Origin of the sequence: Streptomyces sp. NPDC006235, from assembly GCF_040613735.1 — a bacterium.
In the GTDB taxonomy this organism is placed as follows: Bacteria; Actinomycetota; Actinomycetes; order Streptomycetales; family Streptomycetaceae; genus Streptomyces.
In genome coordinates, this window is record NZ_JBEXSR010000067.1 from 20,540 (window position 1) to 28,888 (window position 8,349).

The following is an 8,349-nucleotide window of genomic DNA, read 5'->3' on the forward strand; positions in this document are numbered from 1 at the left end:
TGCGCCGGGCCCCCGGTGCCATGGGGTCAGACCGGCGGAGCGACGAAGACGCCGCGGTCGACGTCGTTGAGCATCTCCTTGGCGACCATCTCGTTCATCGGGTTGGACGTGCCCCACTGGTCGGCGTTCTCGGGCTTCGTCAGGTCGTAGATGTGCGGGTGCCAGGTGTCCTCGTCCAGCTTTTCGAGCTCGGTGGTGTACTCCACTCCTCGTCCCAGCGCTCCAGGAGCGCGAGCGTGGTCAACGCAGGTTCGTCCAGTGCCGTACGCAGGTCGAGCGCTCGGCCGTCCGGGGCCATGAGGCCCCGGAACCTGGTCTCGCCCGCTGCCGAAAGGGTGCCGATGGCGAACGGTCCGGAGAGGGGGATGAAGGGTGCAGACGCGGCTGCAGATGTCACGGAGACGTCCTCCCGATTGCGGTCCCACTAATCTGGCCCGTAGATCGCAAGCAGGGAAATCGATTTCCTGTATACAAAAATCCAGCCGGTGAATACTTGTGGTGTCGGCTCCGGAATTGGGCCAGGGTCCTGTCGTTTGCCCGCGTCGTCCGGTTTGATCAGGTGATGCCGTAGAGGGTGAGGACGCGGGGGCGTTCGGTGTGGGCTCGTCGTCCGGCGGCGGTGTTGACGTAGCCGGCGAGCTTGAGCGCGCTGCGGATCAGGTCGCGGAGGGTAGCGAGTACGGCGGGCGCGTTGTGGGTCCTGACCTGGGACTTGTCCTCGTTGAAGGTGACATCTCGACACCAGTGGACGGTATTTTCCACGGTCCAGTGCCCGCGAGCCCAGGACGCGATGTCGGCTGCGTTCGCTGCCTCGGCGGGCAGGTCGGTGATGGCGTAGACGGTCTCGGTGGACCATTTTTTCGCCCCGTAGAGACGGCGACGGCGCTGGATCCGCAGGACCTGGGCCGCGTGCGGGAAGAGCAGGCCCTCGACGGTGACGACCTGCACGAGCCGCTGCTCGTGACGGCCGTGGCCCCGGGCGTCGTCGCGGTGGATCACGGTGATCTCCTTCCAGGGCAAGGCGTGGAGTTGACGGGCCTTGGCCGCGCTGGTTGTTCTTGATGGTCAGCAGGTGGTGAGCGCCGCGTTCGCGCAGGGTCGAGGTGACCTCCTCGTGTCGGACCTTGTGCTGCCCCGAGCCCGGCGGGCCAGGTGTGTGCGGCCCCGCCTGGCTTTGTTCACGAGCAGGGCTTCTCGTTGCTTCGAGCGGTAGTTTGGAGGAGGCTGCTCAACGCGTGCTGCTACCTGAGTTCGACGGCGTACGGGGCGCCCGGGAACTCCCATCCGTCGGTGCCTTCGCCGATGTCCGCCACGATGACGTCGTCGATGAAGTGGTCCTCGAACTCGTCATCCGCGAGCTCGCCGGCCAACCAGAGTTCCTCGATTGCGTCCCAGTCGCCGCGGCCCCCGTCGATGCGTAGGGGCGCTGCCCGGCGGTTGCCGCGTTCGCGTTCGTCGTCGCCGGTCTTGACGATGCCGCTGATCTCGAACTGACCGTTCTTGACGTGGTCGGGGATCGGGTCGGCGGGGACGATGGCGGCGTTCTCGTAGGCGGTGTGGATGAGGTCGCGTTCGGCGGCGAGGAGGTCAAGGAGGGTTTCGCGTTCGTCGGCTTTTCGCTCCGGTCAGGGCGAAGGCGATGGGCAGGCCCTGGAGGGTACACACCAGGTGCAGGCGCAGGCCCCAGGAAGAAGCGGCTGTGGCTGGCGCAGTAGCCGTATTGGGCCCATCCGACCAGGTCGGAGCGCTTGACGGTCTCCCGGGAGCGTCCGCACTCGACCGGGGTGGAGTCCACGACCCATACGTCGTCGCTCCATAGCGAGGTGCTGACGGCCAGGATGCGGGTGATCCGGCGCATGAGGTCGGCGGCTTTGCGTAGCCGCTTGTTGTAGCCAGGCTGCTGCGGCAGGTAGGGAAAGAGGTGTCGCAGGTGGGGGCGGGCGTGGCGGAGCCACTTGACCTCGGAGGTGAAGCCGAGCACGGCTTGCATCATCGCGAGGGTGACCAGTTCGGCATCGCTCAGGCGGGGAGCAATCCCGACCTGAGGACGCCGAGGCGCCAGGCCGGGATGCTCCTTCAGCAGGTCATTCGTCGTCGCGTAGAATGCGGTCGCGAGGGTGTCTAGGCTGTTCGTCACAAAACGATCTTCGACACCTTCGTTCTCGTCTCCGCAGGCACCCCTTGGGATAGATCATCCAGCTCGCACGACGCGTACTGGTCTGCCAATGACCGAGCGTGCGCGGGATTCCCCCCAACCATGAATGCTCGCCGGCTATCTGATCTTGATGATCACCTTTCCGAACGGGCTGGCCGATTCGTAGTACCCGTACGCTGCCACGGCTTCTTCGAACGGGAACACCTGGTCGAGGACTGGTCGGAGCCGATGCGCGGTGATGACGTTGTTCATTGAGGTGAACTGGGCGCGACTGCCGACGGCCAATGCGCGGACCGTAGCGGCGACGCCGAACAGCAGACGAGGGTCGACCGGTGGCCAGTTGCCGGAGACGGACCCGACAAAGGCGATGTGTCCGTCGACGGCGACTGACTTCAGCGACTGCTCCAGCTTTCCGGCGGTGTCGACGACGCGGTCGACCCCTCGCCCGGCGGTAAGTTCACGGGTGGCGGTGTGCCAGTTCGGGATGTTGCGGTAGTTGATGACGTCGTCGGCTCCCAGATCGCGAAGGCGCTGTTCCTTGTCCGCGCGGCTTGTCGTGGCGATTACTCTCGCGCCCAGGAGTTTGGCGAACTGCACCGTGAACAGCGACACGCCGCCGGAGCCGGTGGCCAGCACGGTCTGTCCGCGCTGGATTCCGCGGCCGTCGCCGGTCAGGGCGTTCCATGCCGTGACGGCGGCGCAGGGAAGAGTTGCCGCCTCGGCGTAGGAGAGGTGGTCGGGGATGTGCGCGAGGGCGTCCTCGGGGAGGATGGCCAGCTCGGTCAGCATTCCGTCGAGTGAGCCACCCAGTTGCGGCAGGTATGCCGGTTCCAGCGGGCCGTCCAGCCACCGCGGGAACAGTGCGGCGGTGACGCGGTCACCTGGGCGCACTCGCCGGACATCCGGCCCAACGGCGACGACCTGCCGGCACCGTCCGAGACCGGTATGACGCCCGGTTTGACGGGCAGCACGTATTCCCCCCGTAGCACCAGAAGTTCGCGGAAGCTGAGCGAGGCAGCGTGGACCGCGACCGCGACCTCCCCCTCCTTGGGTGTGCGTGGTTCGTGCGTGCGCAGCGCCAGGCCATCGATACCGACGCCGGTGCTGACGTGGTAACTGCGCACCATCGATGGGAGCATTGCCATCATCCCTCGATGAACTGGTAATCGCTGACGATGCGGCCGTCGGGGCCGAGCATGAGGATCTCCAGCCCGACGCCGGCGACCTCACCACCGTCCCGCGGCGCCATCTCCCAGTTGAACTTGACGACATCATGGAGCCGGTCGGTGTTGCCGCGCGACCGGAAGACGAAGGTACCCAAGTAGCACCGCTGGGTTTCGGCGCCGTGATTGGTGGTGGCGCCAACGCTGCTCTCGCCGCTTTGCACGTGTGGGCCGCTCGTCGTGCATTTGGCCCACCCCCGGCGTCGTGGTCATCGCCTACGCGCGGTATGCCGCTCACGTCCGAGGACTCGCTCGGCTGACCCCCGGTGCGCTTGAAGCGCGCCGGGGCCGACTCCGGTGGCGGAGCCAGCCACGACGCCGAACGCACTGGCCCCCCTGGAGTCGGAGGGCGGGCGCCGTATTGGGACGACTCCAGCATGCCGCGACAGAGACGTGGCGGGCGTGACGTGAGCCCTACGGTCGGTGGTGTTCCCGCCAGGCGCGGCACAGTGCGTTGAACTCCTCCTGCCGTTCGGCAAGGAGGTCCTGGGGCTGCTGCAGGTGGCAGTCCAGGATGTGTACACCCTCCTGGAAGGGCTCGAAGCCGCTCCGCTGCCATACGCGGCCCAATGTGGCGGCGGCTTCGCGATGCTGGGCTTCGGTCAGCTCGCGGCCGTCGGCAGATCCGGGCTCGCACGCCACCGCGACACAGTCTTGCGAGAGGCGGCGGATGGCGGCACCTGCCAGTACCGGGCCCAGGCCCAGTCCGCGCCCCGGTGGTTCGAGGATGACTCAGTCCATGACGAGCAGGTCGCCGACTGGGTGCGCGAGCGCGGCCTCGAAGGCCGGCTCCCATCGGCCGTCAGCGACGTCCAGCACCACCTCGCCGATGCGGGAGACGTCCCCGGTGTAGGAGTCCATCGCCTCGAAGGGATGGTCCGGGCCGAACATCCGCACCCGCACGAACGACATCCTGCCCACCGTGACGTCCTGCACCGCGTCCAGCGACTCCTGGTCCATCTCGCTGTAGGCGGCCAGGTCCTCCGCCAGGACGTCCGTGTCAATCCGGGCGGACACCGTCCACGCCTCCAGCGTGTTCTCGAACTCGTACGCCTAGACGGGGTGTTCGTGGTGGTAATCGAGGCTAATCAACGACGGATCGACGGGCAGCTGGGCAATCTGGGGAGCCAAGAGGGTCACCGTGCCAGCGTAGTTCTGTCCGGCCGGCGCATGCCGGGGAACAGCGCGCTCTCACCCTTCGGCGAGGCTCGCTTGCAGCACCCGCGGTTGAAGCACGACGCTGATCTCTTGGCGTCTCGCCTCTTGGCCGGTCTCACTTCACGCGGACGAGGCTGATGAACACGTCTGCGTCGGCGCCTTCGCAGATTGTCGATCAGCCCGACCAACAGCCTTGCCGCGGCACACTCCGCCACGGGTTGCCCGGGCGAGCCCCCTGCCGGATTGGACCGTGCCAGACCTGTCCGGGATGCCAAAGGCTTGCAGGAGATCTCGCATCCTGCGGCCGGGGCCGAACAGCACGGGCCATGGACCGTGACAGTCGGCTGACCGTGACTGGGAAGGCGGTATGGCGAAGAGGTTCGAGAGTGCCAGCGTGGTGCTGGGTCCGATCGGCGGCCGGTCGTCGGCGTTGTGCCGGTTCGCCGGTCACGTCAACGTTGTCGCCAGGCTGCTGGACGCGCTGCGGGATGTCGGGGCGGACGAGCAGGTCACCGCACTGGCCGAACGTCTTCCCGCCGCAGGGCACTTCGGTCTGTTCATCAACCACGGAGGACACCGAGAGCAGTTCCAGTTCGGCCGTGAGCCTGATGGGAGTGCCGCCTCTTCGTGGACCTGGAACGACCTGGACTGAACAAGCACAGGCCCCGAAACAGATCAACGGATCCCATTGATGGCCAACATGCCTGAACCCCTCGGATAGCTGTCAGGCATGTTCTTTGCTGTACTCCAACATGTCTCACGTGCCTTCTCGAACTACCGGAGCGTCCCGTGATCAGGTGACGGGACGATCAGTCCCGAGGGGAAGGGCCGGTATGGGCCGGAGAACGGCGGTGAACGACGGGGGTGTTAGCTTCCTGCCCGTGTTAGAACACCAGGATGAGACCAGGGCGGCCTACGACGGGGTCGTCGAGCTATATGCGTCGATGTTCACTAGTCGGTTGGAGACGCGGCCGTTCGCCCGGAACATGATCGGCACCTTCGCCGAGCTCGTGCGTGATAGGGGGAACTTGCGGGTAGCCGACGTCGGGTGCGGTCCCGGTCATCTGACGGCCATGCTGCACGAGTTGGGGCTGGACGCCTTCGGGATCGACCTCTCCCCGGCCATGGTCGACCACGCTCGGCGGGCCCAGCCGACGCTGCGGTTCGACGAAGCGCGAATGGAGGCCCTGCCGGTCGAGGACGGCGCGCTCGGTGGAGTGCTGGCCCACTACTCGATGATCCATACCCCACCTGAAGAACTGCCCGCGCTACTCGCTGAGCAGGTGCGTGTTCTGGCACCAGGGGGTCTGCTCCTGGTGTCCATCTTCGGCACCGAGGGGCCGGAGCCGGTCCGCTTCGATCACAAGGTTGCGCCTGCCTATAGCTGGCCGGCGGAGCAGTTTGCCGAGTTGCTGGTTGAGGCCGGGCTCGTCACGGTGGCTCGGTTGCTTCACGACCCAGCGTCCGAGCGCGGCTTCCTCGACACACACTTGCTGGCCCGCCGCCCGTAGAGACTGACCTGCGAGAACTCTTGAGTCAGTTCGGTCAACATGCCTGTCGACCACTCGACACCCGAGATAATCTCCTTAGTCGCGCGTCAGGGGCGTTAGGCGCTCGGCCCTTCACTGTCGGGCGGGCTGAGGCTGCGGTGTAGGACCTCGGCGATCGTGTCGAGGGCTGTCCGGACGGCCCTGTGGTCTGCGCCGGTCAACTCATCCAGCGGCCGGTTGCTGTCGAGCACGGTCCATCCGGCGGGCGGGAAATCGCTGAACTGGGCATGCCTCTAGGGAGCCGGGGCAGGACACCAGGGCCGTGCCGTACAAGCGGCGCCGCCGGGCGGATCGTGACGCCAGAATCTTCACGCCCACCAGTGTGCCCGGCCGGTGTGGTGCGGCGTCCCGGTGCAGCCGTGGGTGGGGCCGCGGTGCGGCATATCCCCCTGCCGGGTCTCGTCGACGCCCCTGGTCGGCTCCGATGCGCTCCGGCGGGCCACCCTCAACCCGGGCTGCGGCCACTCGTACGAGAGGGTGCGGACTCTCCTGTCCCCGAGCAGGTCGACCTCCACCTGGTAGCGGACGGTGCCGTCGGGCCAGTTCTGCCGCGCCCGGACCGGCGCGTACCGCCACTCCCCTGCCGACATCACCCCAGTGCCGGCCGGCCGGTGGTGGGGCAGGTCCACACCTCGGGGCGCGGCCCGTCCTCCGGCCGCCACGGGCGGGCTGGCTGCGCGTCGGGGAGGCTGCTCATACCCCGACTGTAGACACCCGGGGACGGGCCTCGTCAGCCGATACGCCGCCCCTACTTCCCTACCTGCACCATAGCGGGAAGCTGCTCCAGAAGGTTGGCCCCGGCGTCCACGATCGGGGTCTGAGGGCCGGCTGCGATGAGCTGACCAGTTCTCCCACGATTTCGGCTCGCTGATCGTCGGTGAGCTCCACGACGTTGAGCTTTAGAACTCCGGGGATCCCGTCACATCCCGCCCAGTCCGCACCCGGTAGGAGATTCGCAACCCTTCAGGCCCGGAAGCCCGAATGCTGCCCCAAGGAATGGTCTGCCCGAACTTGAGCCCTGCGAAGTTGGGGTCGTCCACCACATCCAGCTTCACCCCATTCAGGCGCCGAGTGAGAGCGAGGGTATCGCGGGGTTCCTTGATCTCGACTGTGCACTGCCTGGACACGGCAATGTCAAGCACTTCCAGACCGCTGCGCCCAATAGTGCGTACTTTGTCGTGGACCGCCATAACGAGTCCTTTCGGTCCGGCACCGCCGACAGCCAAGAGCTACCTCTGAGCCTGTACGGCGCCTGGCGGCGGCGCGCACCAGGACACCCGAACGGGTGACAGTCACCGAGCGGCCGGTCCGCCTGGCTAACTGATCACCCGATCCTCCGCCCGTACCAGTCAGACCGCCGGGCTACCAGTGGCGCCCCCTGTGGAAGCCCTGGGCGGCACCGTTGCGGGCAGCGGCGTGGCGGCGCTGTCGGGCCTCCTCGGGGATCTCGGCGACCTGGTCCAGGGCCTCACGGATTTCGGCTGCTGTCGCCGCCGGGCTCCCGGTGGCCGCCTCGAACTCAGCGAGCAGACCGGTGACGAGTCGCGCGAGCCGGGTAATGCGCGGGTCCCGCAACCGCTCGCGCGGCACCCTGACGTACGCCGCGAACTCCTCCTCGGAGATTTTGATTGGCGATGCGTCCCGGTCGGTGCGCCATTGCCCGGTGTCCGGGTCCTGGACCGCGGGCTGAAGGACGCAAACGGGCAGGTCGTAGGGGCGGCTCTGCACTCAGGACTCGTGTGACGGGTGGCAAAGCCAGCCTTGTCGGTGCCGAGAACAAGCTCAAGCAACGTGATGCCCAGGTATCTCAGGCCCAGCGTGCCGTTCACCTCGGAATGCCCGGTTGAGTCTCCTGTGGGGGAGAGACATCAAGCTGGAGGCATGGACAGCGACCCGCTCGATTCCATCGGAGAACTATCCCGCCGGACCGGTCCGACGGTAAAGACCATCCGGCACTACTCCGACCAGGGCAGTCCCGCCGACGGAGCGCAGCCCGGCGGGCTACCGGCCTTACGGGCATCAGTGGAGCACTCTCCCGCGCGGCGTGGAAGCCCAGCCTTGACCTCAGAGATCCGGCCTGACCCCTCTCCCCCGCCAACACGGCTAGGCGGTTTCGTTTGGATCATCGGGCGGACCAGAGGAAGATGCCCGCGATGTGGAGTCCGGCTAGGTAGATGGTGGCGGTCTTCTCGTAGCGGGTGGCGATGCCGCGCCACTGCTTGAGGCGGTTGATGCACCGCTCGACGGTGTTGCGCTGCTTGTA

General features: G+C 67.0%; 8 protein-coding genes and 5 pseudogenes. 3 read left to right on the top strand and 10 right to left on the bottom strand.

The genetic code is table 11. The features are described 5' to 3' along the window. Positions 1-26: 26 nt before the first annotated feature. From ABZ192_RS40755 to ABZ192_RS40785, 7 genes and pseudogenes are all read right to left on the bottom strand, one after another. Positions 27-206 (bottom strand): annotated as a pseudogene (locus tag ABZ192_RS40755) (oxidoreductase); the annotation flags it as partial. A 349-nt stretch (positions 207-555) separates the two neighbouring features. Next, a pseudogene (locus tag ABZ192_RS40760) lies at positions 556-1,090 on the bottom strand (ISAs1 family transposase); the annotation flags it as partial. Between the two features lie 151 nt (positions 1,091-1,241). After that, positions 1,242-1,370 (bottom strand): hypothetical protein, encoded by a 129-nt coding sequence (locus tag ABZ192_RS40765; RefSeq protein ID WP_356929522.1) that lies wholly within the window; start codon positions 1,368-1,370, stop codon positions 1,242-1,244. A gap of 207 nt (positions 1,371-1,577) precedes the next feature. Then, positions 1,578-2,137: pseudogene (locus ABZ192_RS40770) on the bottom strand (transposase); the annotation flags it as partial. Positions 2,138-2,272: 135 nt separating this feature from the next. Then, a complete protein-coding gene (locus ABZ192_RS40775; RefSeq protein WP_356929512.1) occupies positions 2,273-2,944 on the bottom strand; it encodes an NAD(P)-dependent alcohol dehydrogenase in 672 nt (223 codons plus the stop codon). A gap of 355 nt (positions 2,945-3,299) precedes the next feature. Then, positions 3,300-3,476 (bottom strand): hypothetical protein, encoded by a 177-nt coding sequence (locus ABZ192_RS40780; RefSeq protein ID WP_356929513.1) that lies wholly within the window; start codon positions 3,474-3,476, stop codon positions 3,300-3,302. 634 nt (positions 3,477-4,110) lie between these two features. Continuing rightward, positions 4,111-4,395, bottom strand: a complete 285-nt coding sequence (locus ABZ192_RS40785) for a hypothetical protein (RefSeq protein WP_356929514.1) — start codon at positions 4,393-4,395, stop codon at positions 4,111-4,113. A 508-nt stretch (positions 4,396-4,903) separates the two neighbouring features. On the opposite strand from ABZ192_RS40785, the gene ABZ192_RS40790 reads away from it, so the two are divergent. Then, positions 4,904-5,188, top strand: coding sequence for a hypothetical protein (locus ABZ192_RS40790; RefSeq protein WP_356929515.1), 285 nt, complete (start codon positions 4,904-4,906; stop codon positions 5,186-5,188). Positions 5,189-5,417: 229 nt separating this feature from the next. Next, positions 5,418-6,047 (top strand): class I SAM-dependent methyltransferase, encoded by a 630-nt coding sequence (locus ABZ192_RS40795; RefSeq protein WP_356929516.1) that lies wholly within the window; start codon positions 5,418-5,420, stop codon positions 6,045-6,047. A gap of 347 nt (positions 6,048-6,394) precedes the next feature. Here the strand turns inward: ABZ192_RS40795 and ABZ192_RS40800 are convergent, their stop codons facing one another. After that, positions 6,395-6,676, bottom strand: coding sequence for a hypothetical protein (locus ABZ192_RS40800; RefSeq protein WP_356929517.1), 282 nt, complete (start codon positions 6,674-6,676; stop codon positions 6,395-6,397). 772 nt (positions 6,677-7,448) lie between these two features. Then, the gene (locus tag ABZ192_RS40805) at positions 7,449-7,814 is read right to left on the bottom strand and encodes a hypothetical protein (RefSeq protein WP_356929518.1); all 366 of its coding nucleotides are present in this window, start codon (positions 7,812-7,814) and stop codon (positions 7,449-7,451) included. Between the two features lie 153 nt (positions 7,815-7,967). Here ABZ192_RS40805 and ABZ192_RS40810 point away from each other — a divergent pair. After that, positions 7,968-8,100, top strand: a pseudogene (locus tag ABZ192_RS40810) (MerR family DNA-binding transcriptional regulator); the annotation flags it as partial. Between the two features lie 108 nt (positions 8,101-8,208). On the opposite strand, the pseudogene ABZ192_RS40815 reads toward ABZ192_RS40810, so the two are convergent. Further along, positions 8,209-8,349 (bottom strand): annotated as a pseudogene (locus tag ABZ192_RS40815) (IS5/IS1182 family transposase); the annotation flags it as partial.